Origin of the sequence: Haladaptatus cibarius D43 (genome assembly GCF_000710615.1) — an archaeon.
Classification (GTDB): Archaea; Halobacteriota; Halobacteria; order Halobacteriales; family Haladaptataceae; genus Haladaptatus; species Haladaptatus cibarius.
This window is the reverse complement of record NZ_JDTH01000001.1, coordinates 552322-574253: the sequence shown is the minus strand read 5'-3', so window position 1 is coordinate 574253 and position 21932 is coordinate 552322. Positions and strand designations below refer to the sequence as shown.

General features: G+C 60.0%; 27 protein-coding genes. 14 read left to right on the top strand and 13 right to left on the bottom strand.

Annotated features, from left to right (window positions below):
• The first annotated feature begins 36 nt into the window (after positions 1–36).
• Both HL45_RS02990 and HL45_RS02985 read left to right on the top strand, forming a co-directional pair.
• A complete protein-coding gene (locus HL45_RS02990; protein ID WP_049969615.1) occupies positions 37–1353 on the top strand; it encodes a DUF92 domain-containing protein in 1317 nt (438 codons plus the stop codon).
• Complete coding sequence (locus HL45_RS02985) at positions 1350–1766, top strand: GNAT family N-acetyltransferase (protein WP_049969614.1); 417 nt, start codon at positions 1350–1352, stop codon at positions 1764–1766. The genes HL45_RS02990 and HL45_RS02985 overlap by 4 nt, the downstream gene beginning before the upstream one ends.
• On the opposite strand, the gene dnaG is transcribed toward HL45_RS02985, so the two are convergent.
• Together dnaG and HL45_RS02975 are read right to left on the bottom strand one after the other, a co-directional pair.
• On the bottom strand, positions 1763–3232 hold the full coding sequence (gene dnaG / locus HL45_RS02980) for a DNA primase DnaG (RefSeq protein WP_049969612.1): 1470 nt from the start codon (positions 3230–3232) through the stop codon (positions 1763–1765). The genes HL45_RS02985 and dnaG overlap by 4 nt on opposite strands.
• A 179-nt stretch (positions 3233–3411) precedes the next feature.
• Positions 3412–4143, bottom strand: a complete 732-nt coding sequence (locus tag HL45_RS02975; RefSeq protein WP_049969611.1) for a sugar phosphate isomerase/epimerase family protein — start codon at positions 4141–4143, stop codon at positions 3412–3414.
• 139 nt (positions 4144–4282) lie between these two features.
• On the opposite strand from HL45_RS02975, the gene HL45_RS02970 reads away from it, so the two are divergent.
• The 4 genes from HL45_RS02970 to HL45_RS02960 all read left to right on the top strand — a co-directional run bounded on the left by HL45_RS02970 (position 4283) and on the right by HL45_RS02960 (position 7597).
• On the top strand, positions 4283–4495 hold the full coding sequence (locus HL45_RS02970; protein WP_049969610.1) for a DUF3311 domain-containing protein: 213 nt from the start codon (positions 4283–4285) through the stop codon (positions 4493–4495).
• Positions 4492–5961 carry a sodium:solute symporter family protein gene (locus tag HL45_RS02965; protein ID WP_049969609.1) on the top strand — a complete coding sequence of 490 codons (1470 nt, stop codon included), beginning with the start codon at positions 4492–4494 and terminating at the stop codon, positions 5959–5961. Before HL45_RS02970 ends, HL45_RS02965 begins: the two co-directional genes overlap by 4 nt.
• 80 nt (positions 5962–6041) lie before the next feature.
• Positions 6042–6203 (top strand): hypothetical protein, encoded by a 162-nt coding sequence (locus HL45_RS20700; protein WP_158413653.1) that lies wholly within the window; start codon positions 6042–6044, stop codon positions 6201–6203.
• A gap of 503 nt (positions 6204–6706) precedes the next feature.
• The gene (locus HL45_RS02960) at positions 6707–7597 is read left to right on the top strand and encodes an HFX_2341 family transcriptional regulator (RefSeq protein WP_049969608.1); all 891 of its coding nucleotides are present in this window, start codon (positions 6707–6709) and stop codon (positions 7595–7597) included.
• A 63-nt stretch (positions 7598–7660) separates the two neighbouring features.
• Here HL45_RS02960 and HL45_RS02955 read toward each other — a convergent pair whose 3' ends face one another.
• Complete coding sequence (locus HL45_RS02955; RefSeq protein WP_049969607.1) at positions 7661–7969, bottom strand: MarR family transcriptional regulator; 309 nt, start codon at positions 7967–7969, stop codon at positions 7661–7663.
• Positions 7970–8076: 107 nt separating this feature from the next.
• Positions 8077–8796: a DUF1405 domain-containing protein gene (locus HL45_RS02950; RefSeq protein WP_049969606.1), complete on the bottom strand. Its 720-nt coding sequence runs from the start codon at positions 8794–8796 to the stop codon at positions 8077–8079.
• 481 nt (positions 8797–9277) lie between these two features.
• Between HL45_RS02950 and pdxS the strand changes: the two genes are divergently transcribed.
• Positions 9278–10186 (top strand): pyridoxal 5'-phosphate synthase lyase subunit PdxS, encoded by a 909-nt coding sequence (pdxS, locus tag HL45_RS02945; RefSeq protein WP_049969604.1) that lies wholly within the window; start codon positions 9278–9280, stop codon positions 10184–10186.
• 100 nt (positions 10187–10286) lie between these two features.
• Here the strand turns inward: pdxS and HL45_RS02940 are convergent, their stop codons facing one another.
• A complete protein-coding gene (locus tag HL45_RS02940) occupies positions 10287–10655 on the bottom strand; it encodes a DUF5802 family protein (protein ID WP_049969603.1) in 369 nt (122 codons plus the stop codon).
• Positions 10656–10807: 152 nt separating this feature from the next.
• On the opposite strand from HL45_RS02940, the gene HL45_RS02935 reads away from it, so the two are divergent.
• From HL45_RS02935 to HL45_RS02925, 3 genes are all read left to right on the top strand, one after another.
• On the top strand, positions 10808–11443 hold the full coding sequence (locus tag HL45_RS02935; protein WP_049969602.1) for a DUF1405 domain-containing protein: 636 nt from the start codon (positions 10808–10810) through the stop codon (positions 11441–11443).
• 103 nt (positions 11444–11546) lie between these two features.
• Positions 11547–12314: a DUF7096 domain-containing protein gene (locus HL45_RS02930; RefSeq protein ID WP_049969601.1), complete on the top strand. Its 768-nt coding sequence runs from the start codon at positions 11547–11549 to the stop codon at positions 12312–12314.
• A 65-nt stretch (positions 12315–12379) separates the two neighbouring features.
• The gene (locus tag HL45_RS02925) at positions 12380–13087 is read left to right on the top strand and encodes a metalloregulator ArsR/SmtB family transcription factor (RefSeq protein WP_049969600.1); all 708 of its coding nucleotides are present in this window, start codon (positions 12380–12382) and stop codon (positions 13085–13087) included.
• 13 nt (positions 13088–13100) lie between these two features.
• Here the strand turns inward: HL45_RS02925 and HL45_RS02920 are convergent, their stop codons facing one another.
• Positions 13101–13571, bottom strand: coding sequence for a hypothetical protein (locus HL45_RS02920; protein ID WP_049969599.1), 471 nt, complete (start codon positions 13569–13571; stop codon positions 13101–13103).
• Positions 13572–13651: 80 nt separating this feature from the next.
• Between HL45_RS02920 and gatD the strand changes: the two genes are divergently transcribed.
• Together gatD and HL45_RS02910 are read left to right on the top strand one after the other, a co-directional pair.
• The gene (gene gatD, locus HL45_RS02915; protein ID WP_049969598.1) at positions 13652–14893 is read left to right on the top strand and encodes a Glu-tRNA(Gln) amidotransferase subunit GatD; all 1242 of its coding nucleotides are present in this window, start codon (positions 13652–13654) and stop codon (positions 14891–14893) included.
• Positions 14890–15798, top strand: coding sequence for a GNAT family N-acetyltransferase (locus HL45_RS02910; protein WP_394324782.1), 909 nt, complete (start codon positions 14890–14892; stop codon positions 15796–15798). The genes gatD and HL45_RS02910 overlap by 4 nt, the downstream gene beginning before the upstream one ends.
• A 12-nt stretch (positions 15799–15810) precedes the next feature.
• Here HL45_RS02910 and surE read toward each other — a convergent pair whose 3' ends face one another.
• From surE to HL45_RS02890, 4 genes are all read right to left on the bottom strand, one after another.
• Positions 15811–16578 carry a 5'/3'-nucleotidase SurE gene (surE, locus tag HL45_RS02905; protein WP_049969596.1) on the bottom strand — a complete coding sequence of 256 codons (768 nt, stop codon included), beginning with the start codon at positions 16576–16578 and terminating at the stop codon, positions 15811–15813.
• Positions 16579–16581: 3 nt separating this feature from the next.
• Complete coding sequence (locus HL45_RS02900) at positions 16582–16857, bottom strand: ubiquitin-like small modifier protein 1 (protein WP_049969595.1); 276 nt, start codon at positions 16855–16857, stop codon at positions 16582–16584.
• 210 nt (positions 16858–17067) lie between these two features.
• Positions 17068–17445 carry a hypothetical protein gene (locus HL45_RS02895; protein WP_144239989.1) on the bottom strand — a complete coding sequence of 126 codons (378 nt, stop codon included), beginning with the start codon at positions 17443–17445 and terminating at the stop codon, positions 17068–17070.
• Positions 17442–17738, bottom strand: a complete 297-nt coding sequence (locus tag HL45_RS02890) for a hypothetical protein (protein WP_049969593.1) — start codon at positions 17736–17738, stop codon at positions 17442–17444. Before HL45_RS02890 ends, HL45_RS02895 begins: the two co-directional genes overlap by 4 nt.
• A 119-nt stretch (positions 17739–17857) precedes the next feature.
• Here HL45_RS02890 and HL45_RS02885 point away from each other — a divergent pair, with 119 nt between their 5' ends.
• Positions 17858–19054: an NAD-binding protein gene (locus tag HL45_RS02885; RefSeq protein WP_049969592.1), complete on the top strand. Its 1197-nt coding sequence runs from the start codon at positions 17858–17860 to the stop codon at positions 19052–19054.
• Between the two features lie 6 nt (positions 19055–19060).
• On the opposite strand, the gene HL45_RS02880 is transcribed toward HL45_RS02885, so the two are convergent.
• The 3 genes from HL45_RS02880 to HL45_RS02870 all read right to left on the bottom strand — a co-directional run bounded on the left by HL45_RS02880 (position 19061) and on the right by HL45_RS02870 (position 21743).
• Positions 19061–20530: a universal stress protein gene (locus HL45_RS02880; protein ID WP_049969591.1), complete on the bottom strand. Its 1470-nt coding sequence runs from the start codon at positions 20528–20530 to the stop codon at positions 19061–19063.
• 75 nt (positions 20531–20605) lie between these two features.
• Positions 20606–21340, bottom strand: coding sequence for a nucleoside phosphorylase (locus HL45_RS02875; RefSeq protein WP_049969590.1), 735 nt, complete (start codon positions 21338–21340; stop codon positions 20606–20608).
• Positions 21341–21371: 31 nt separating this feature from the next.
• Positions 21372–21743 carry an ArsR/SmtB family transcription factor gene (locus tag HL45_RS02870; RefSeq protein ID WP_233274669.1) on the bottom strand — a complete coding sequence of 124 codons (372 nt, stop codon included), beginning with the start codon at positions 21741–21743 and terminating at the stop codon, positions 21372–21374.
• Between the two features lie 41 nt (positions 21744–21784).
• Here HL45_RS02870 and HL45_RS20695 point away from each other — a divergent pair, with 41 nt between their 5' ends.
• The gene (locus tag HL45_RS20695) at positions 21785–21925 is read left to right on the top strand and encodes a hypothetical protein (protein WP_158413652.1); all 141 of its coding nucleotides are present in this window, start codon (positions 21785–21787) and stop codon (positions 21923–21925) included.
• The last annotated feature ends 7 nt before the right edge of the window (positions 21926–21932 follow it).

The following is a 21932-nucleotide window of genomic DNA, read 5'->3' as shown; positions in this document are numbered from 1 at the left end:
GGGAGGATTAAGTGTTCGTCCCCGAAAATCCACATCGTGACCACGAGCATTCGGCGGGCGGCGGCGTTCGCGGTACTCGGAACGCTAACCCTCGTTGGGTCGGTACTGGTGGCGGGCGTGGCCGCGCTGTTCGCCGCAATCGGGGCGCTCTCGCTCGTCGTAGACGACGGAGTCGTGTTTGAACTGTTCGCACGCCCCAGCGACCGCAGTGAAGGGAGACTCCGCGGCCTCGCCGCGTTCTCCTTCGCAACCGCGGGACTCGCCATGCTCGTCATGCTCGTCGGCCTTCCGACGCGCGTATTCATCGCCGCCGTCTGTCTGCTCGTCTACGGGAACCTCGCCGAGCAAGTCGCCCGTTCGTGGAACAACACCGCGATTACCGCGACGACTGGGTTCACCCTCGGCGGATTCGTTGCGGCTATCGTCGCACAAATCATCGTCCTGCAAATCAGCGGCGCGCCGGTGGATTCGTTGGTTCCCATCATCATCTTCCTCGCCGCGAGCGGCGCGCTGTTGGCCGGACTGCTTCGCTCCGTCCTGTTCGAGCGTGACGACCCGCTTGTGATGTTTTCGGTGGCACTCCTCCTCTGGTTGTTCGCCGACCTGACCGTGACGGTAACGCCGCTCGAAGTCGGACTGGCGATTGCGATTACCGCCGGATTCGGCTACATCTCGTGGGCGCTCGACACCGCCTCGGTTACTGGAATGTTGACCGGCGTCCTCCTCGCACTGCTCACCATCGTCCTCGGCGGCTATCCGTGGTTCGCCGTTCTCATCTCCTTTTTCGCGCTGGGGGCGCTGTCCACGAAGTTCCGCTACGAGCAGAAACGAAAGAACGGCGTGGCGGAAGCCAACGAAGGCGCACGCGGCGGCGGAAACGTCCTCGGCAACGCCGCAGTCGCGCTGTTTGCGGTGCTGGCCTTCGCCGCCAGCGACCGCCTGCCGGTCGCCAGCACCGTTTTCCTGTTCGCGTTCGCGGGGAGCATCGCAACCGCGATGAGCGACACCCTGTCGAGCGAAATCGGCGGCGTCTTCGACAATCCGCGACTCATTACGACACTCAGGCGCGTCGAACCGGGAACCGACGGCGGCGTCACGTGGCAGGGCGAACTGGCCGGTGCCCTCGGCGCGAGCGTCGTCGCACTCATCGCCGTCCTGCTGTTCGATTCGATTGGCCTCCTCGGCGGCGGCGTCATTGCGCTGGCCGGAATCGGCGGCATGACCGTCGATAGCCTCCTCGGCGCGACCATCGAAGGCGACAAAATCGGCAACCAGAGCGTCAACTTCCTCGCCACCCTCTCCGGCGCGCTGTTGGGTGCTGGCCTCGCGCTTCTCGCGGGTCTTCCGGCGTGATTCGAGAGGCCACTTCCGACGACCTTCCTCGCCTCCAACAAATACGAGCATGGCTTCCAGAACCGACGCCCCAGTTGCTCGAAACCGCACTTTCGGGTATCGCTTCCGTCTTCGTTTCGACCGCCGAGGGTCGCCCAGTCGGTTACGTCCTGCAGATGGCTTCCGACGATGCCTATATCGCGGAACTGGTGATAGAACCGTCACACCGCCGAGAAGGTCGGGCGACGGGATTGTTGGAAACCGCAATCGAAGTTGCGAAAAACCGAGGCTGTGGCCACGTTTCGATCACGGTTCACGAGGAAAACGAGTCGGCTCAAACATTGTACGAATCGGTGGGATTCGAACTGTGGTGCGAAGAATCGGACTACTACGCCGACGGCGGAACAGCGTTGGTGTTCCGAAAAATCCTTTAAAATCTGTCCGCGGTCAGGATACGAACCGTCGTCGGCTTTTTGACGAACTCGCCTTCGTCGCGGGCGACGATTTGTTCGACGCCGCGCTGGGCCGACACGTCGAGGATGCGCTGGTCGAGCGTTCCATCGAAAACGACCGTGGCTGGGACGGTTTCCGCACGTTCGATTAGGTCGAACGTTTCGTCGGCGGGTGCTTCCGCTGTGACTTCAAACTCCGAATCGAGCAGTCGCACCGTTTCGGATTCGCCGTCGATGACGGTTTGCGTGTGGCCGCGAAGCGTCGTTGGTTTCGAGGACTCGGTGTCGGGTTCGGAGTCAGGTTGCGACGGGGATTCGGTTTCGGCGGTGGATTTCGGTTCGGTGTCGGCGGATTCGGACGCCGGTTCGGATTCCGTTTCGAGGTCGGGTTCCACAGACGACTCGCCCGCGGGCGAGTCGTCCGCCGTTTCTCCGCCGTCTCCGTTTTCGGACTCGATTTCCGTCGCGTCGGTCATCGTTTCGACGGGGTCGTCTTCGGTATCGGAAACGTTCTCGCCGTTTTCGACGTCGCCGTTCTCCACGCTCGCGATTGTGGGTTCCGTCGGACGTTCCGTATCGCTCTCGTCGCTTTCGGGTGCGGGGCGTGCGCTTCCGTCGGTCGCGGCGGCAAACTCGGTGTCGCCCTGTTCGAATCGGTCGAGGCTCTGTTTCTTCCGGAGGGAGGACATCACCTCGTCGCGGGAGAGGTCTTCGACCGATTTTCCGGGCGGGGCGACGGCGACGTAGTCGATGTCGCCCACCTGTTCGAGTTCCTTCAGGATGAGGTCGCCGCCGCGGTCGCCGTCGAGAAACGCAGTGGTCGTGCGCTCCTGCGTGAGGTCGGCGACGACATCGGGAACGTTCGTTCCCTCCACCGCGATAGCGTTTTTCACGCCGTATCGGAGGAGAGTCAACACGTCTGCGCGACCCTCCACGACGATAATCGCGTCGCTGTTCGTGACGTTCGGCCCGGCGGGGAAGCCTTCGTACTCCGTGATGTCCTCGACGCGGACGCTCTGGCGGACTTCCGACAGAATTTCCCGACTGGTCATCACGTCGTCGTCGAACGACGACGACAGCAGTTCCTTCGCGCGGTCAACGACTTCCCGGCGTTTTGCGGTGCGAACGTCTTCGATGTTGGCGATGCTGACGCTGGAGCGACACGGGCCGACGCGCTCTATCGTTTCGAGCGAGGCCGCCAAAATCGCCGTCTCGACTTTGTCGAGACTGCTGGCGATGGTGACGGTGCCGAACGATTGGCCGTGTTCGCTCTCGATGCGAACGTCGATTCGGCCGACTTTAGAGGACTGCTGGAGGTCTCGCAAATCGAGGTCGTCGCCCAGCAGTCCCTCGGTCTGCCCGAATATCGCGCCGACGACGTCACTCCGCTCTACCACCCCGTCGGCGGTAATGTCTGCGTGAATGAGGTATTTCGCTGTATCGTCCATGAGTGATGAACTGCCCCTGTGCGGGGCGTGATTGTGATGCGTCCATGAACCGTACCATGGATACGTCTCATTGTGGCGCTTGAGTGCTGAAATAGCTGTCGTCACCGTCGTTCGCTGGCGTGATTTTGTAGTTATTTTTCACCCAAAACCGTCGTGAAATACGCGGCGATAACTAATATTCATGGACGTTCGTTCAGTTCTGTAAGACGTTCGGCACCGTGGAGAAGTGACGCTTCCGGGTCGTCCGGAGAATCGTGTTCGTACACCAGCCACTCCGCGCCGACACTGCGCGCAGTGTCGGCGCAGGCTTCCATGTCCACGTCGCCGTCGCCGAGTTCGACCGGGACGCCATCGGCGGTGTCTTTCAGATGCACCAAGGGAGTGCGCCCCGAAAGGCAGTCGAGGAGCGAAGTCGGGTCGCAGCCGCGGGCCGCGACCCAGCCAACGTCGAGTTCGACGTTCAGGTCCGATTCCGCGATGAAGGCGTCGAAGGCTGTTCTGTCGCCTATTTCGACAAACTCGTGGTCGTGGTTGTGATAGGAAAGCTCCGCACCAGCTTCCGCCACTCGCTCCGCGAGGTCGTCCAGTCGGTGTGCGGTTTCGACTGCCGATTCCTCGCTGTCGAAATGCGATTCGTCGAGATACGGCACGACGAGTCGATGGCATCCAATTTTGCGGTAGGTTTCGACCACGTCCGCCGGATTCGCTTCGAGTTCCTCGAACGGGACGTGTGCCCCCGCAACACCGAGTTCGGCGGTATCGAGTGCATCCGCCACGTCCGCGGGGTTGGCGTCGTCCAATCCCGCGAACTCCACGCCGTCAAACTCTGTTTCGCCGACACGGGCGAGCAGGTCGGAGAGCGATTCGTCCAGTTCGCGGAGGGAGTACAACTGAATCGCAGTTCGAGTCATGTTGGTTGTGGAGTTTCGAGAGAGTTAATCGTTGTTCCCGGTAGGGGATAGGCCGACTATTGAAGAGAAATTTTCTTCGAAAAGTATCTTCGAACACAGTTAGTAACATTTATCACCGTATAGTCAAACATCTGGGACGATGATGAACAACTCCGCACGAATCGGTTGGGTGGTCGTCTTCGCGCTGCTCATCGCGCTGACGATTCCGTGGTTCCTCTGGGGTGACGGGCAGGTACTGTATGGATTGCCGGTGTGGCTCTGGTGGCACATCGGCTGGATGGTTGTTGCGTCGTTCGTATTCAAACTGTTCGCAGACCGAGCGTGGGGACTCGGTATCGAGGAGGGCGTATGAACGAAACGACGCTTCAGGTAGGAATCGTCGGCGGCTATCTTGCTCTCTCGTTGCTCGTCGGCCTACTGGCGTATCGACTGACCGACCGAAGCGCGGAGGACTACTATCTCGCCAGTCGAACCCTCGGCACCGTCGTTTTGCTGTTCACGACGTTTGCGACCCTGCTGTCCGCGTTCACGTTCTTCGGCGGGCCGAACACGGCCTACGGTTCCGGGCCAGAGTGGATTCTCGTGATGGGCCTCATGGACGGCATCCTATTCGCCGTGCTGTGGTACGTCATCGGCTACAAACAGTGGCTACTCGGACGCAAACACGGCTACGTCACGCTCGGCGAGATGCTCGGCGACCGATTCGGGTCGCCCCTGCTCCGCGGCCTCGTCGCCGCAATCAGCCTATTTTGGTTGTTCCCCTACGTGATGCTCCAGCAGGTCGGGGCCGGAACCGCGCTGGAAGCCCTGACAGGTGGCGAACTCTCCTACGCGATGGGTGCGGGCATCGTGACGGTGTTCATGATTGCCTACGTCGTCCTCGCGGGAATGCGCGGGATTGCATGGACGGACACCCTCCAAGGCGTCTTCATGCTCGTGATGGTCTGGGTCGCTGCGCTCTGGGTGCTAACCGAACTGGGCGGCATGGGTTCCGCAACCGCGCGCCTCGCCGAATCGAATCCCGAGTTCCTCTCGCTCGGAGGCGGGCGATACTCCCCGCAGTGGATGCTCTCGCAGGCAATCGGCATCGCGTTCGGTGTCGCAATGTTCCCGCAGGTCAACCAGCGATTCTTCGTCGCGGGGTCGAAGAAAGTGCTGAAGCGCACGTTCTCGCTCTGGCCGATTCTGGTCGTTCTGCTATTCGTCCCGGCGTTCATGCTCGGCGCGTGGGCGCGCGGCCTGCCAATCAACGTGCCGGAGAACGGAAACGTTCTCTCCATCCTGCTCGCAGAGTACGCCCCGGCGTGGTTCGCCGCGCTTGTCATCGCGGGTGCGATGGCCGCCATGATGTCTTCGTCCGACTCGATGCTTCTCTCCGGGTCGTCCTACTTCACCCGCGACCTCTACCGCCCGTTCATCAATCCCGATGCGAGTAGCAGTTGGGAGGATACCCTCGGACGAATCGGCGTCGCCGTCTTCGCAATCGCGGCGTTCGTCGCCAGTCTGTATTCGCCGAAAGCGATTACGACGATTGGCTCGACTGCCTTCGGCGGATTCGCCCAACTCGCGCTTCCCGTCATCGTCGCGCTGTACTGGTCGCGCGTGACGCGAACCGGGATGTTAGTCGGCATCGTCGGCAGTCAGGCGTTCTATCTCGCAAGTGTGTTTTTGCCGTTCATTCCCAGCAGTTACGCCGGGTGGCTGGCTTCGGTCGTCGGAATGGTCATCGGATTGGTGCTGACTATCTCGGTTTCGGCGGTTACGTCGCCCGCGCCAGATGAGGATCGAAACCTGTACTTCGACCTCCACGCCGACTAGCACGAATCGTTTTCTGCAGTGTTCGTTGTACGAAAATCATTCAGTTCCACAACTGCGCTAGGTTTACTCTTTTTACGAGAATGGCGCTAGGTAATCACGACTCCAGTGGAACCGCAACCGCCCCGCACCGCGCTCACGGCTTTGCCGTTCGCCAGCGAGATTTCGCAGAAATCTCGTCTGCCACACACCTCCCCAACCGACTCCTTCGCTCCTTCGTCGCTCGGTCACCCCTCGCGCGGTAATCAGGAGGCCTGCGGGCGTCCCGCAGGCCTCCCGACGCACGCGCCACAGTGGTTGCGAAGATTTCGAAGTAAGGACAAACCGCATGGCGCGTGAAGGCGACTGAAGTCGCCCGCGCGAGGGATGACTGAAACGAGCGAATGCGAGTGAAGGAATCGGCTGGGGAGGTATGCGGCTCGATGCGGTTTCACTGTAGTCGTGACTTCCGCGGAGACAGAAAGCGTATTCACGTAACCAATACGATAGCAGTTATGTGTTGTCGTGACTTGCTATCGACAGACCAACACAGATATAAACCGCATACTGCTTGTCTCGCCAAGTCGCGGTTTTGATTGGAGTCGCGATTACCTAGCGGCCACCCAGTGTGAGAGTGAGCGACACACGAAAAGAGCAATTCGATTCAGATAGAAATGGTGATACTCGTTCTTTCGTCCCAATCGAAACCCACCGACTATCCAAAGCTGTTCACGACGAGTTTAAACCGCCTTCACGAGAACTGACACGCATGCAGACACACATCGTTCCGGTCGGGTTCGACTACGACCGGGTCATCGCGCCCCTGGTGCGCGACCAACTGGATGTTGACCGCGTCATCCTCCTCGAAGGCGCGGTCGGGAGCGAAGCCAACGTCGAATACTCCCGCCATCTCTCCCGGAAACTCGGCAAGGATTTCGAGAACCTGCTCGGCGCGGAAACGGAGCGCGTCGTCCTAGCAGACGTGTACGACTACGACGCCGCGTTCGAACAGGCCTACGACCGAATTAACGCCGAGCTTGACGCCGGGGGAGAGGTCTGGGTGAACGTCAGCGCGATGCCACGGACGGTGAGTTTCGCGTTCGCAACCGCGGCCCACTCCATCATGGTCGAACGACAGAGCGACCGCGAGAAGATTCACACCTACTACACCGCCCCGGAGAAATATCTGGAAACCGAACTCGCGGAGGAACTGCGCGAGGAAATCGACCTGCTCGCGTCCGTCCTCGACGGCGACGTGGACGAGGCCCGAATCGAAACCCGACTGGAGAGCGCCCGCGACCTCCTTTCGGAGTTCGACGAACGCGGGACGACAATCGGCGCGAAAGAAATCGACGGGAAACACATCGTGGAACTCCCGGTTGCCTCGTTTTCGAACGTCAAACCGTTCGAGGAACTCATTCTATTCACCCTCGGCGAACACGGCGAGTTCGAGAGCGTGAGCGAACTCGCCCAAGCCCTCTCTCGCGATTTGAACGAAGAGTACACCGACAGTTTTCGGTCGAAAGTCATCTACAACGTGGACAGGCTTGGGCCGGGTGGCAAAGGCTACATCGAGCAGGAAGAACACGGAAAGTCCTACCGGACGCGACTCTCGCGAATCGGTGAGTTGTGGGTACGGTCGCATACGAACGAGGCGTGAAGCGCCTCGAAATTGTGAGCGGGAACGACCCGCGAACAGCGAGATGTAACTGTTCGACACAGATTACCAGCCCTCGTTCCACTCCGCACGAAGTTCGGCGAGCAAGGCCTCCGAATCTATTTCGTCCACGTCCTCCACGGAGAGCGTCCAATACTGTCCCTGATGGTCAAGCAGACCGTCGTCTGCTAATCGTGTGAGTACCGCCCCGATGCTTCCGTCAGAAATTCCAGTCCCGTCCCGTATCTCGCTCCGAGTGAACGCGTGGCCGTCGTTTGCGGCGAGAAAGGCCATCGCCCTGCGACCGTTGGTTCCTTCTTTGATGTGTAACCCCGTCTCTGGAAGATTCTCGGAATCGTCTCGCTCGGTAGGCATGGTACCTATTCACACTGCAGACTACTAAAATGTACTTTCGGGCACTGTAACGTACTTGGAATAGGTTTCTTATCGGAACGAAAACGCGAGATTCGTCACACGGAGAACTATTGGCTCGCCAGTTCCAACTTTTTTACCCGCGTCGAAAGTGCCAAAAACGTCGCCAACAGGGTCAACGTAACCGCGCCCGCCGCCGCGATTTCGTGAGTCGGGGAGGGATGGCTGTATCCCGTTGCAAGTATTTCCTGTGCCGGGAGCGCAGTGTGATGTGGCGTGCCGACGATTGGAACGAAGTAGTCCACGATGTCGTTGACGCCGTACCAGAGTACTGCGACAAAGACGGCTCCGACCGGAAAATCGCTGTACCGATAGATGAGAAACGCCTCCACGACCATGGCGAGGTGGCTAAAGAAAAGAAAGAGATACATCGGGAGAGCCGTTCCCGCGAGGAATCCATCAGCGAACGCGACCAGCACGTAGGGCGTCCACGCACCGAGTTTGATACAGCCGAAAAAGGCGAGGGCGTTCACCCACTCGTTGTTCCGTCCCAATTTCCACAGGCCGAGCGAAAGCGCGATGAACAGCGTGGCAACCGGGCTGTCGGGGACGAAGAGCCACATTTCGGGAGCCTCCACCGCGAACTGCCACGTTATCAGCGGGTCGGAGAGTGGAATCGGGTGAAAGCCGTAGTACCAGAACCCGAACGCGGTGCCGACGAGGTTAATGACGACGATGACCCACGCCATTCGCAGGCCGAAATCCTCCAGCCACTTCGGAAGCGGCGCGACGTACCACGGAAGGTTCTCTCGGGGCGGGAGGCCGGTCATACTCGCGGCCACGAATGGTCGGGCCAAAGAGGCTTCGATACGCGTCAACGTGGTTTTCGGAGCAATCGAGACAAGCAATTTCGGCGCGGGGGAACGATCGGAATTCTCGTGAGCGACCGAAAGGCGTGAAAGGAGTCGGTTGGGGAGGGTGTGGTCTGCGGGGCAGAGCGGTCTTTTGTTGTCGTGATTTGCTCACGCTCGTTTGGTCGTGCTATGTTGTCGGCAAGTCACGACTCCACTGAAACCGCCGCCGCCCCGCTACCGCCAGTGTCCCCACACCTCCCCGCCAGCGCGGGACTGCACTCACGCCTCACTTCGTTTCGGCATTCGTGCGAGCGCGCTGGCACAACCATGTGGAAGGCCAATCGAGCGGTAGGTGAAGAAAAATAACGCCTCCTGAAAAGTACAGACTCGAAAAACACCGACACGTCACGTTCCGCAATCGGTACGGCTTAAGTCCCCACGTTCGCTACGAACACCCATGGCAGAACCGACGGACATCGAGGAACTCAAACGTGGGACAGAACTCGTAAAGCGCGGCTTCGCCCGAATGCAGAAAGGCGGCGTCATCATGGACGTGGTGAACCCCGAACAGGCCCGCATCGCGGAGGACGCGGGTGCGGTCGCGGTCATGTCGCTCGAAGCGGTTCCGGCGGACATCCGAAAGCGCGGCGGCGTGGCTCGAATGGCCGACCCGGCAGACGTGGAAGAAATCATCGACGAAGTTTCGATTCCGGTGATGGGCAAGTCACGAATCGGCCACTCGGTCGAAGCCCAGATTCTCGAATCCATCGGCGTGGACATGATTGACGAGTCCGAGGTGCTCACCCCGGCGGACGACAAATACCACATCGACAAACGCGAGTTCACCGCACCGTTCGTCTGCGGCGCGCGGAACCTCGGCGAAGCCCTGCGACGAATCAACGAGGGTGCGGCGATGATTCGAACCAAGGGCGAAGCGGGAACCGGCGACGTGAACCAAGCGGTTCACCACCAGCGTACGATCAAGGGCGTCATTCGGGAACTGCAAGGCAAAACGCATGAGGAGCGCGAAATGCTTGCCCGCGAACTCGAAGCGCCCGCAGAACTGGTTCACGAAACCGCAGAAGCAGGTCGCCTGCCGGTCGTGAACTTCGCGGCCGGTGGCATCGCCACGCCTGCAGACGCCGCGCTCATGATGCACCACGGCTGTGACGGCATCTTCGTCGGGTCGGGAATTTTCGGAGCCGAGAACCCACGCGCGATGGCCAACGCAATCGTCGAGGCGACGAACAACTGGGACGACCCGGAGCGACTCGCGGAAATCAGCAAGGATATCGGCGCAGGCATGAAGGGCGAAGCCAACGCCGACATCCCGAACGAGGACAAGCTTCAGGGTCGGGGAAACTAAGCCCGGGAAACGGAGTATGAGCGTTTTAACGAGGGGTTGAGGACGCACTCTCGAACGAATCTGATCTTCTCAAAAGTCGATAGTTACAGCATCGCTCCTGCTACACGGCACCGCCACGCCCAAATTCGGGATTTCGCGGTTGGAACTGAAGGAGTTGTTCCACGCGGTCGGCTTTCGCCAGAAGCACCTCCTTCAGTTCCGGCGGATTGCGAATCCGAGTGTTTTCGAGGAGGTCGTCCGGAACGACGAGGGTCTGGTCTGGAACACCCGCTTCCCCGTGGACGGAGAAATGTTGCTGGTCGATTTTCATCACGAGCGGCCAGTCGATTCGCTCGACGCCGTCGCCGCTGGCGTAGAGGGCTTGGTTCACGCGCTCGTGGTCGTCCCGAGACATGACGGCGTGGTCTGCCCCGGACGGTTCGACGTACAGACGACCGAGGTAGTACCCGCTGGAAAACGACTCGAACATGGTAGACAGTAACACACAAGAGGTAATAGTTATATAGGAGTTATGCAAAATTCTTATATAGAAGAGCAAACTTAGTATATAAATAATCCTATTTGTTCCGGTGGTGGAACGATGACAGCAGTTCTTTTAGTAGTTCCCTGCGCGGGAAGAACATGGCAATTCCCGAGCGATACGCCCGATACTATCTCGAAAACGCGCCGAGTTTGGTGTGGTTGCTCCTCGTCAACTCGCTTGCGATTCTCGTCGGCGTTCGTTTTTACGTCGAAACCATGCCGGAGGTGCCCACGTTTCTCTGGCCGCTGTACGCCGACTCACCCATGGCGCTCGCGCTCGTCACCGCATCCCTATTGACACTCTTGCCAAATCTCGGCAATCGCCTTTCCGACGCGCCGCAAAATCTTCCGCTCGCGTACCTCCACACCTTCGCGTTCGTCTGGCTCGTCAAGTTCGGCCTCTGGACGTTCGTCGGACTGAACCTTGGGTTTTCGGCGTATTTCGGCCCGCCGTGGGACCCAAACGCCGTCTGGGACTACTGGGGAATCATCATCACGCACCTCGCGTTCGTCGTCGAGGCATTTCTCATTCCACACTACGGCCGGACGACGCGCGGCGCGCTGGTCGCCGCGCTCGTCGTCGCGCTGGCAAGCGACGTGTTGGACTACGGATTCGGGTTTTACCCGCCGCTTCGCTACGAACCCGGCCTTTTACTCCCGCTTGCAACTGTCACCTTATCGATCATATCTGTCTTCGCCGCTGCACGGGTATTTGACCGATTAGAGCCATTTTAATGGTATTTTAAACACTCTTTTCACCGCTCGTCCTTTCGTTTTGAGATGTGAACAGAACGAACGAATTGCCCTATTTTTAACCCGGGACGGTAATGAGCTATTGATGAACGCCATTCGCGCCGTCCTGTTGGCGACGCTGACAGTATGCGGGTTTGCCGTCGCGCTGCCGACTGCCGCCGCACCGTCACCTACAGCACCAGCAGACGCCTCCGTAAATACCTCCCCAAACAGCTTCCAAACCGAACAGAACGCGACAAGTTCCAACAGCACGCTCGGTGCCGAAGTTTCATCGTTCATGCAGGTCAGCACTTCACAAGCAAAAGGAACCGTCGATACCGGCCTGTGGGTCGCCCGATTCAACCAAACACAGAACAGGTCGGCGCGACGAGCCCTCGTCAGACATCAGACCGAAGATTTGGAAACCGAACTCAATGCGCTCCAACAGCGAAAACGGAGCCTCATCGAGGCGCGAAACAGCAGCGAAATCAGCCGACTCCAGTATCAAGCCAGAATGAGCGAACTCGTCGGCGACATTCGCTCGCTCCAACACGCGATCAATACGACCAAGCCACGAGCCGAAACGGTCGGAACCCGCGTCAACCGACTCCAGCGACTCGACAGGCAGGCGAACAACGTCGGCGGCCCCGAGGTCGCTGAAGTCGCTCGGTCGCTCAACAGCGTGAACGTGCCGGGCGAAAACGCGAACAATTCCACAAGCGCACCCGGCAATGGAAACGGAACAGGGAACGCCGGAACCGGAAACGGTACCAACAGAAACGCTGGCGGCGGAAACAATGGGAACGCCGGAAATGGTAACGGAAACACCGGCAACTCGCTAACCGGTGATGTGTCGATTTCCATGTTCCGGTGAATCGGAATCCCGCTTCGCGGCGAGAGACACGCTTTTCCGTTCGCGTTACCAAGCCGTTGACGTGAATGGACTCCGCTGTGCTGCTCGATATACTCGGCAATGAAAATCGCAGGCGCATCCTGCGGCTTCTTTCGCATAAACCCTGCTACGTCACGGAGATAAGCGACTATCTCGGCGTCAGTCCGAAGGCGGTCATCGACCACCTGCGGAAACTCGAAGAAGCGGGATTGGTCGAAAGTCGAACCGACGACCAGCGCCGCAAATATTTCAACATCTCTCGAAATCTCCGATTGGAAGTCGACGTTTCTCCCTACGAGTTCGATATGAAGAGCGCGTATCCTGCCAGTCCGAGTCTAGACGTGAGCACGTGCCAGTACCTCTCGCTCAACGTTCAGTACGGAACCCAGCCCGACGACCCCGAAGGAGATGACGACACGGAAACCGTGAGCGACGTGGAAGCAGGGGAAATCGCCACGCTCGCGGAAGAACTCAACTGTTTAGAGGATTTGAAAAGCGAACTGTCGCTCGCACAGCGATGGGTTCACGGACGGATTACGAACGTCTTAGACCAGTTGAGCGAGGAGGTTGACGAAAACGGACAGAATCGGATTCGAGCCGAAATACTGGCCGCGCTCGCGGCGGGAGCAGAAACCGTGAGAGACGTGAGTCGAGAAACAGACGCGCCGGAACACATCGTCGAACGACATCTAACGAGCATGGCGGAACGTGGAATCGTCGAAGGAGACGACAACAACTGGACGCTTTCGGGATAGCTACGTTTTCAAATCACAGGTCGCGGGTCAGGCCGTCGCGCAGGTCATCGCCGAAGTGCGCGCCAAGACCGGCCACGAGAAATCCAGCACCGAGTCCGATAGCGGCGACAGTCGTTCCGCCCGCGGCCAACAGGGTGAGATTGCCGAGGAGAAGCGTGAGGCCCGCGGCGACCAGTCCACCGGTCGCGGTTTCTAACGTTTTCGACTCGCTCGTCAGTCCACCGAGAGCGAACGCCGCGACGAACAGTCCGAGAAGGCCGCCGATGTTTTCCACGAACGGAACGACGAACCCGCCGACGAACATCGCAATCGTCAGCACGACGGCGGCGAGGAGGAAGTAGCGCGGCGAGAAGAAGTTCACCGCCCTGCGCTTCGTGCGACTCCGGAAACTCTCTCCCTGTCCGGCCTGCTCTCCGCTTTCTGCATCGCCGAGGATTTCGGACAGGTCGTCGTCCGCCTCGCGCGTCCGGGTACGCTGGGTCATGTATCCGAATTGACGCCCGGCGGTAATGTGCCTTTCCCCGAAAGAGTGGATTGAAGTCGAACGCCGCGTTACCCCGAGGTATGAATCCAGGGGACCGCGTCCGCGTCGAACGGGCCGAACAGACGTTCGAGGGGGTACTGCTACCCTCCTCGACGGTGAGCAATCTCGTCGTCAAACTCGACGGCGGTTACAACGTCGGCGTAGACCGCGACGACGCCGACGTTGCCGTGCTCGAATCCGACGTGTACGACATCGAAGAGGGAGAGACGAGTGACTCGTCGGTCGTGGAGTTCGACCCCGAACTGCCGATGATTTCGCTCATCAGCACGGGTGGAACCATCGCGTCCACTGTGGACTACCGAACCGGTGCCGTGACCGCGCGATTCGACGCGAAGGACGTGCTTCGTGCAGTGCCCGACCTCGCAGGGCGAGCGAACTACCGCGGACGAGTCGTCGCTAACATCCTGTCCGAAAACATGACGACCGACGTGTGGCAGGATTTGGCCCGGGCAGTGTACGACGAAATCGAGAACGGTGCCGACGGCGTCGTCGTCATGCACGGCACCGACACGATGCAGTTTACAGCATCGGCGCTTTCCTTTATGCTCGACACGCCGGTTCCCATCGTCTTCACGGGAAGCCAACGCTCCGCCGACCGCCCATCCTCGGACAACGTGATGAACGCGGTCTGTGCCGTCGAAGCCGCGAAATCCGACTGCGCCGAGGTGCTGGTCTGTATGCACGAAAACGAGAGCGACGACAACTGCGCGCTCCACCGCGGAACCCGAGTTCGGAAGAACCACACCTCGCGCCGTGATGCGTTTCAGACGATTGGCTCGAAACCCCTCGGGCGAGTCGATTACGACACCGAGGAAGTCACCTTCCGGCGAAAGTACAACGAGCGCGGGGCACAAGAACTCGCTCTCTCTGCTGACCTCGAAAGTGAGGTCGAACTCCTCAAATTCACGCCCGGGATGGGCGTCGAGGCCCTCGACCTCGCGGACGGAAAGGCGGGCCTCGTCCTCGAAGGAACCGGTTTGGGCCACGTCCACTCCGACTGGGCGGACAGGATTTCCGAACTGGTGGACGGCGGAACGACCGTCGTCATGACCAGTCAGTGCATCGAGGGGCGAGTCTGTGACCGCGTCTACGATACGGGCCGCGACCTGCTCGACGCGGGCATCGTAGAGGGCGAAGATATGCTTCCCGGCACCGCCAAGGTGAAACTGATGTGGTCGCTTGCGAACAGCGACGACCCGGCGACGACGATGCAAGAATCCGTCGCGGGTGAGATTTCGAAACGGTCGGTGCCATGGGAGTGACCGAGATAGAACTCAGGGAGGCCACTCACGACGATTACGAGAACGTCGTCGCGTTCACCGAAGATACGTGGGCAGACCGCGGCCGAGGGGACTACATCCCGCGCATCTATCACGACTGGATAGACGGCGAGAATCAGTACACCCTCGTTGCGGATGCTGGCGACGAAATCGCCGGAATCGTGCAGTGCGTCATGCTTTCTGACTGGGAAGCGTGGGGGCAGGGAATGCGCGTCAACCCGAACTTCCGCGAACAGGGTGTCGCAAGCGTCATGACGTACGACCTGTTCGACTGGGCGCGCGAACAGGGTGCGACCGTTCTGCGAAACATGGTCTTTTCGTGGAACGTCGCCGGTCTCGGTTCCTCGCGTGCCGCGGGCTACGACCCCGTTACCGAGTTTAGGTGGGCGCACCCCGAACCGGACGCAACCGCAGAATCGGCAATGACGCTCACGGAGGACGTGAACGCGGCGTGGAAGTTCTGGACGGGAAGCGACGCCCGCACTCATCTCGAAGGCCTCGTCCTCGATTACGAGGAGTCGTGGGCGCTGTCGGAGCTCACGCGCGACGACCTCCAGAACAGAGCGGAAAACAACGAACTTCTCGTCGTACAGGAAAACGGCGTGCGAGGATTTGCGACCGTCTGTCGTAAATCCGAGTGGGAAAACGAAGACGGCGACCCCGAAACGTGGGTCGAATATTCCATCGGCGCGTGGGACGACGCGGATTCGGCACGGTCGCTGTTCGCGGAAATCGCCCGCGATGCCGCGGAGCGCGGTGCGGAACGGACGCGAGTGTTGATACCCGAAACGGCACAGTTCGTCAGCGACACGGCCTACGCCCGAGTGAAAATCTCCGACGACCCGGACTTCGTGATGGGGATGGATTTGACCAAATCCTATCGCTGACGAGTGGGCGATTTACTGCTCGAACTCAGCCGCAACACCTTCTAGCCCGTCGCTTCGTTTCAGTTCGTGACCAACACCGAGTGGCGAGACGCTGATTTCTCCATCCGCCAGCGCCCGGCGGTCGGTTCCTTTCGGGTCGTCCAATTCCTCGGGGCGGTCACCGCGAAGCGGGTCGTAAAACTGGTCAACGACCGCGAACCCGTCTTCGTCCCTATTTCGCTCGATTCGAACGCCGAAATCCCGCGTAGGGCGGGTGATTTGAATCCGAGCATCGTCTCTCACCGTCGGCGCGTTGACGTTCAGATACGTCCCTGAACCGATGGAATCCGCATTCTCTACGAGATAGCGTGCAACCCGCGCGGGAGGGACGAAATCCTCGCGTTCGAACTCGCGCAGGCCACCAGCCACAGGGTCGTATGCGGAGATGGCGATTCCGGGAACGCCGAGATAGACGGCTTCTTTCGCGGCCCCGACGGTTCCGGAGCGGTCGAGTTTGTGCGCGCCGAAGTTCGGCCCCGCATTGCATCCGGAAACCACGAGTTCCGGCGTCGGGTCGAGTGCTTGGAGTCCGACTGCAACACAGTCACAGGGCGTCCCGTGGACGACGAGTCCGCGCTCGTGGTCGTCAACCGCAACCTTATGCGAGTTGGTTCGACCGGCACCGCTCTGGTTGTCCACAGGTGCGACGACGGTCACCTCGACGATTTCTGAAAGCTCGTCGTAGAGCGCGTCGATGCCCCCGGCATCGACGCCGTCATCGTTTGTCAGGAGGATATCCACGCGCTATCCTCCGCTTACGGGGGGAAAGAGCGCCAACTCGTCGCCCGATTCGAGTTCCGTTTCCAGTCCCTCCTCGGAGAACACGTTCGTCCCGTTTCGAAGCACGTTGATGTGGTCGCGGAGGTGGCCATCGTCGTCCAGTACGCGATTTTCGAGTTCCGGGCGCGGTTCCAGAAGGTCGGAAAGCGCGTCCTCGACGGTGTCTCCCGACTCTGCGTCTACGGATATCTCCTTGTCCCCCGCGAGTTCCGCGAGATCCGCGAAGAGTTTCCACTGCATGTGCGCAGAGACGGTGGGGTGTGGGAAGTGGCTTTCTCTCTCGATGGGAACACGGCGGGTCGGTCGCCAGTGGGCGACCGACCCGCCCCATCCAGTGAAACGAGGTGAGAATCCGAACGACCAGCAAAACCTGCAGCCCAAGACACATTATTCGATTTGGTTTCGGTTCGGTATATAAACCTTCGTACGATGAGAATGATGGACTCCGTGCTACTGCGCCGAGTTTTGGCCGTCTCCTGTTTCCATTTTGGCGTTCTCTCGTCCGGACGTTTCCAATTTCGTTGCCGCCGAACGTTCGATTCGCCGTAGAACTGTCGGTTGGGCGAGCAGACGTCTGCGAACTGGAAGCGTTGCGATAGTGCTATCAGTGGGTCTGACCGCAACGACGATCGCATCGAGGCTACCGATGGGAAGACCGACGAGGTTGCTCTCCGGTTCGACCATCACCACACCCATCGTTTTGTCGGCAGCCCTGAGTTGGGCGACGAACTCGCGTTCCGGTCGGGTGTGTTGCGGAAGCGTTTCGAATCGGTACTGCTCCTCCGGGTCGAACTTCGTCGCGTCGTCTGCGTCCACGGCTAGCGTCACCACGCAGTTCCCCGGATTTCGCCGGTCGTGACGCGCTCCCTCAGTTCCGTTACGGTGATTCCGCGCGGGAACACGAACGACGACCCGGCGAGCGTCTCCTTCGTCTCGTCCGGAACTGCGTCGTAGCCGTCGATGTCGTCGGTGGGTTCGGGGAGCGTAACAGTTACCATCCGACCCACCGCGCCGACGATTCGGCTTACGTTGTCGTCGAGTTGCGTCGCCCCCGAAAGGGCGCCGGTGAGTGCCCCGAGATAGAGGCCGAGAAGCACCGCGACCGGAAGCGAGTAGTCCATACGCCGGACAGTCGCGGCAGTGACAAAACCGTACCGACGGGGGCAGAAGTGGGCGAGTGACGAAAGAACCAGTTGGTACGGCCACCCTACTTATCCGAAAGAAGGTCGCAGAACAGTCGATGGCGTTGCGGGAACGAACGGAACACCTTCCGATTCGGTTCGCGGTGTTGTTGACGGTGCTGGCAGGCGGACTTTCAATTGGGACCGGTGCCGTCACCATCACGAGCGGCGGCGGCGGTTTTTTCGCTGGATTCGTCCCCGTCGAACTCCAGCAGTTGGCGGCGTTCTCCGGTTCTATCACGGGATTTTTACTGCTGGTGGGGGCGGTCGGCCTCCGGCGTGGATTGCGTGTCGCGTGGTACGCGACGATGATACTGCTCCCGGTTGCGGCGCTTCACGGCATCCTACAATCGAGTCCGTACTCGATACCGTTGGTCGTCGTTTCGCTCGTCACCATCCTACTCCTGTACAGTCGGCGCAACCGGTTTACGCAGCCAATCTCACTGACTGCCGCACAACTCGCCGCCATCACGGCGATTTTTGGAATCCTGTTGTACGGGACGGTCGGCGCATACACATTACGGGATGGGTTCGAGGGAGTCAGCACCCCCTTCGACGCGTTCTACTACACGATAGTCACCGCGAGTACGGTCGGTTACGGCGACGTGCAACCAGTGACACAGGACGCCCGCTGGTTCGGAATGTCCGTTATCGTCCTCGGTGGCGCGAGTTTCGCCGGAGCAATCGGCGTCCTCGTCGCGCCGCTCCTCGAGGCCCGCTTCGCCAGCGCCTTAGGACGCATGACAGAATCACAACTCGAATTTCTGGACGAACATCTGCTCGTCCTCGGATACGGGCAGTTGTTCACGGAAGCGATATTCGACGAACTCGGCGATGGAACCGAATACGTCATCGTCGTCAGCGACCCAGACCTCGGAGACGAACTTCGTGACCGCGACCGAAACGTCCGGGACGAACACCGGAACGTCGTCGTCGGCGACCCAAGCGACGAGGAACTACTCCAGCGAGTCGGCATCGAGCGGGCGAAATCGGTTCTCGTGGCGACGGACGACGACGCAGACGACGCTCTCTGCGTGCTAACCGCCCGGCAGTTGAACCCCGACGTTCGAATCGTGGCTGGCGCGAGCGACCGCGAGAACGTCGAAAAGTTCCGACGGGCGGGTGCGGACGTGGTGGTCAGTCCAGCCTTCATCGGCCACCTGCTGGTCAAGGCCGCCGTCGGTGACAATCACGCCGAAGAACTGGCCGACCAGTTGGCCGGTAACCCGAGGAACCGAACGCTGGACGATTTCTGACTTTCGTCATCCTCGATGCACGACCGCAACGTCGCAGTCGATTTCGTGCATCCGTTCGAACGTCGGTGGGGAGATGAATCGAGAGGCAGCGCTCCGGTCGGTGCTCGCGCCGAGTATCATCAGATCGTAGTGGTCGTCGTTCGCGGACAGGAACTCCTCGATACTGCTCCGCGAGACGCGGGTTTCGAACGAGCCGGAAAAGGCCTCCACGAGGTCTGCGAGCGTCGATTCGGTGGTACGTCGTTCCGCTTCGCGGTCGATGCAGGTACAGACGCTGACCGACCCGGAGCGACCGACCAGCCGCCGAGCGAAATCGATCATCGTGTGCGCCGTGTTGCCCGCCCGTCGAACGGGGACGAGAACCCGTTTCCATTTGCGATGTGGATTTCCGTCGAAGCCGGGACGGTACGCGATGGCGTCTACGTTCCCGCGGAACAGGCCGCGGACGAACGGCGAGAGTCCGCCGTGTCGTTCCTCGTAGGGCGCGACGATGAGGTCGCAGTTCACCTCACGAGCGGTGCTGAGAACGGTTTTCGCGGGGGTCTTCCCATCGCCCGCGACGACGACCTCACAGGGGACGCCCATTCGCGTTCGGATTCGGTGGGCCTGCGCTTCGAGTCTGTCCGCCGCGACATCCGCGGCCTGCGCCTCTGCCTCGGCGGATTCGTCTTCGGCTGTGTGGTCTTTGATTCCTTCTTCCGCTTCTTCGATTGCGGTTCTATCCACCACATCGATGAGAACGACTTTTCCCGCGTCGTGGGCCGCCGCCAGTTTCGCGCCGAACATGGCCGTTTGTTCGGCGTCCTCGCCGCGCATCGGGACGAGGACGTGGTCGTCGCCTTTCGTGGAACGGTAGAGATAGCGGGCCCGACGCTCGTAGAACTCGCGTCGCCAGACGACGAACACGCCAGCCACGATACTGCTCGAAATAGCGATGCCGACGACGTAGAGGAATCCTGAGAGGAAGCTTCCGACGTTCCCCATTTCGCCGAACGGAAACATGAGGACGAGAAGCGCGGACGAAAACGCCGTCGGCTGTTCCACGTCGAGCGACCACGTCACGAGGACGGTGAGGAGAATACTAAGCGCTGCCTCGCTCGCGTGAACCGTCATGGATGCTGGCGGGACGTGATAGAGGTATCTGGCGGAGAACACCAGTGCGACCCAGCCACAGAGCGCCCCGGCGGTCATCCCGCCGACGAATCGAGTCGGCGAGGCGTACTTTCCCTCCGGATCGGTAAAGAGCGTGTACGTTCCCGACGCGAGCGGCGGAAAGAGCAGAAACGTGATGACGTTGACCGTGTTCGAAAGCCACGTAATACCGGCGATGAGAAGCGGTGCGACTATCAGCACCGTGAAGTGAGTGAGGTTTCGAGTGTGTTCGATCCACCGGACGAACTGCTTGATTTCGCGCCGTTCGAACCGGCGAATGCGTCGGAGGGCTGCGTGATACCGCATTCGCAGGTCGTCAAACATAGGAAAAACTGGGCGATTCGGGAATAAATGCATTCTGTTGCTGGGAGAAGAGATAGAGTCGCTCGAATCCGGCGGTTACTCCGACAGCGAGACGACTGCGTCCAGCGAGATTCGAATCGCTCGCTCGACGTTGTTTTTCGCTTTTTCGGGCAGTTCGTCGTCCTCGGTATCGGTGCCCTTCTGGGTACCCTTCACGAGGTTGCCGTCAACCGTACAGATGGCTCCGGAGCGCATTCCCTTCCGGCGGGCGACGGAGAACACCGCGGCCGCTTCCATCTCGACGGAGAGGATGTTCGCGTCTTCCCAATCCGAGACGTACTCGTCGGTTTCGGCGTAGAAGGCGTCGTCGGATGCAATCGGCCCGACGTGAACGTCTTCGTCGTTGGCTTCCGCGGAATCGACCAGCGCGGAGAGGACGTTGTACTCCGGCACCGCCGGGTAGGTGTCCTTCTCGTAGCGTCGGGTCGTCCCCTCGTCCTTGGCCGCACCCGTGGCGACGACCATGTCGCCGATTTCGATGTTCTTCTGAAGCGCGCCGGTCGTGCCGACGCGAATCACGGTTTCGACGCCGACTGCCTCCATCTCCTCGATGGCGATGGTCGCGGAGGGACAGCCGATACCGGTCGAGCAAATCGTCAGGGGAACGCCCTCATACTCCGCGTTGACGATTTTGTACTCGCGGTTCTCGGAGACGACGTCCGAGGAATCGCACTGCTTTGCGATTCGGTCAACCCGGCCCGGGTCGCCGGGAATCAGCGCGATGTCGTTCAAGTCGCCCTCGTCTACGAGCAGGTGCGGTTGCATTGCCATACGAGAGGGTTTCTGAGTCAGGTAGAAAAGATTAGCTGTAGCGACTGCGGATGTCGTGTTCCTCGCGGATGAGTTCGCCGATGCCGTGTTGCATGACTGCACTACCAAGTGAGGTGGCGACATAATAGGAGTAGAGGCCGTCAGCGCCGCGCTCTTTTCGCTTTCTGTTTGCGACCAATCCGACAGCAACGAGTTCGTCCAGATGGTAATGAAGGGTGTTCGATTTCATTTCGAGTGCGTCAACGAGTTCGGTCGCACTCATCTCGCCCTCGCGGAGGAGTTCCGCGAGGATTCTGTAGCGTGATTTCTCGCCGATTGCTCTCTGCATGGCGAGATAGTCCTCCAAGTCGAGGACGCTGTTTTCGGGCAGTTTTGGGACGTCGTAGCGTTCCGGTGAAGACACGGTTAGAATATGATTATAGTGGCAAAATAAAAATACACTACATGTCCCAGTTCCCTAATTGCGGTAACGAAGTCGATAAACTGGCGAAGAGCGACGCATCCGCTGGCGGATTTTTGGGCTCCAAACCCGTCTGGGACTGCCTCCACTGTGGCGCGATTCGCGGCGTCAGCGGAAGCACCTAACGATAGA

Bases quoted from the DNA above. Each gene is read 5' to 3' on its own strand.
- dnaG (WP_049969612.1), bottom strand. From the start codon at position 3,232: ATGGACGATACAGCGAAATACCTCATTCACGCAGACATTACCGCCGAC.
- HL45_RS02975 (WP_049969611.1), bottom strand. From the start codon at position 4,143: ATGACTCGAACTGCGATTCAGTTGTACTCCCTCCGCGAACTGGACGAA.
- HL45_RS02970 (WP_049969610.1), top strand. From the start codon at position 4,283: ATGATGAACAACTCCGCACGAATCGGTTGGGTGGTCGTCTTCGCGCTG.
- HL45_RS02965 (WP_049969609.1), top strand. From the start codon at position 4,492: ATGAACGAAACGACGCTTCAGGTAGGAATCGTCGGCGGCTATCTTGCT.
- HL45_RS20700 (WP_158413653.1), top strand. From the start codon at position 6,042: ATGGCGCTAGGTAATCACGACTCCAGTGGAACCGCAACCGCCCCGCAC.
- HL45_RS02960 (WP_049969608.1), top strand. From the start codon at position 6,707: ATGCAGACACACATCGTTCCGGTCGGGTTCGACTACGACCGGGTCATC.
- HL45_RS02955 (WP_049969607.1), bottom strand. From the start codon at position 7,969: ATGCCTACCGAGCGAGACGATTCCGAGAATCTTCCAGAGACGGGGTTA.
- HL45_RS02950 (WP_049969606.1), bottom strand. From the start codon at position 8,796: ATGACCGGCCTCCCGCCCCGAGAGAACCTTCCGTGGTACGTCGCGCCG.
- pdxS (WP_049969604.1), top strand. From the start codon at position 9,278: ATGGCAGAACCGACGGACATCGAGGAACTCAAACGTGGGACAGAACTC.
- HL45_RS02940 (WP_049969603.1), bottom strand. From the start codon at position 10,655: ATGTTCGAGTCGTTTTCCAGCGGGTACTACCTCGGTCGTCTGTACGTC.
- HL45_RS02935 (WP_049969602.1), top strand. From the start codon at position 10,808: ATGGCAATTCCCGAGCGATACGCCCGATACTATCTCGAAAACGCGCCG.
- HL45_RS02930 (WP_049969601.1), top strand. From the start codon at position 11,547: ATGAACGCCATTCGCGCCGTCCTGTTGGCGACGCTGACAGTATGCGGG.
- HL45_RS02925 (WP_049969600.1), top strand. From the start codon at position 12,380: ATGGACTCCGCTGTGCTGCTCGATATACTCGGCAATGAAAATCGCAGG.
- HL45_RS02920 (WP_049969599.1), bottom strand. From the start codon at position 13,571: ATGACCCAGCGTACCCGGACGCGCGAGGCGGACGACGACCTGTCCGAA.
- gatD (WP_049969598.1), top strand. From the start codon at position 13,652: ATGAATCCAGGGGACCGCGTCCGCGTCGAACGGGCCGAACAGACGTTC.
- HL45_RS02900 (WP_049969595.1), bottom strand. From the start codon at position 16,857: ATGCAGTGGAAACTCTTCGCGGATCTCGCGGAACTCGCGGGGGACAAG.
- HL45_RS02890 (WP_049969593.1), bottom strand. From the start codon at position 17,738: ATGGACTACTCGCTTCCGGTCGCGGTGCTTCTCGGCCTCTATCTCGGG.
- HL45_RS02885 (WP_049969592.1), top strand. From the start codon at position 17,858: ATGGCGTTGCGGGAACGAACGGAACACCTTCCGATTCGGTTCGCGGTG.
- HL45_RS02880 (WP_049969591.1), bottom strand. From the start codon at position 20,530: ATGTTTGACGACCTGCGAATGCGGTATCACGCAGCCCTCCGACGCATT.
- HL45_RS02875 (WP_049969590.1), bottom strand. From the start codon at position 21,340: ATGGCAATGCAACCGCACCTGCTCGTAGACGAGGGCGACTTGAACGAC.
- HL45_RS20695 (WP_158413652.1), top strand. From the start codon at position 21,785: ATGTCCCAGTTCCCTAATTGCGGTAACGAAGTCGATAAACTGGCGAAG.